Origin of the sequence: Mesorhizobium sp. M7A.F.Ca.CA.004.04.2.1 (genome assembly GCF_004022825.1) — a bacterium.
Lineage (GTDB): Bacteria > Pseudomonadota > Alphaproteobacteria > Rhizobiales > Rhizobiaceae > Mesorhizobium.
On record NZ_RZPH01001776.1, the window covers coordinates 1 to 469 of the forward strand.

Sequence of the window (469 nt, forward strand, 5' to 3'; positions counted from 1 at the left end):
GGTTTCGGGTTCGCTCAATGGAAGCCCGACGCTGCCGAACCGCCGTCCGGCATCGCCATTGAGATCAAGGAAGCCAAGGTGCAGGCGAGCGGGCACTCGTATGGTAACAGAATTCGACATCTGCCCCCCGATGGGTGCATCATGGATGCATCATGGAAGTTTAGGTGCCCGGTACCATGATAACTGTTTTCGTCGATGGGGCAAGCCAAAGAGAATGCATCCACGTGTTTGCTGGCTCCGGCGTGTAGACAGACCGAGCAATTCGCGGAGGTCGAGATGAACGAGACAGTCAAGGAAAAGGTCTATTCGGAAGCCGAGATCGCCGAGCGGCTTGAGAAGGAGCTGCCAAAATGGCGCTACGAAAACGGCTGGATCCGGCGCAAATACAAGACCCACAGCTGGAAATCGACGCTGATGGTCATCAACACGGTTGGCCATCTCGCCGAGGCGGCGTGGCACCATCCCGATA

1 protein-coding gene and 1 pseudogene are annotated in these 469 nt (G+C 56.9%); one reads left to right on the forward strand and one right to left on the reverse strand.

Annotation, left to right across the window (positions count from 1 at the left end):
• Positions 1 to 120: pseudogene (locus EN893_RS39790) on the reverse strand (GHMP kinase); the annotation flags it as partial.
• Between the two features lie 156 nt (positions 121 to 276).
• Here EN893_RS39790 and EN893_RS37525 point away from each other — a divergent pair.
• Positions 277 to 469 (forward strand): 4a-hydroxytetrahydrobiopterin dehydratase (locus EN893_RS37525; RefSeq protein WP_164901570.1); only part of this gene is annotated, 193 nt, incomplete at its 3' end.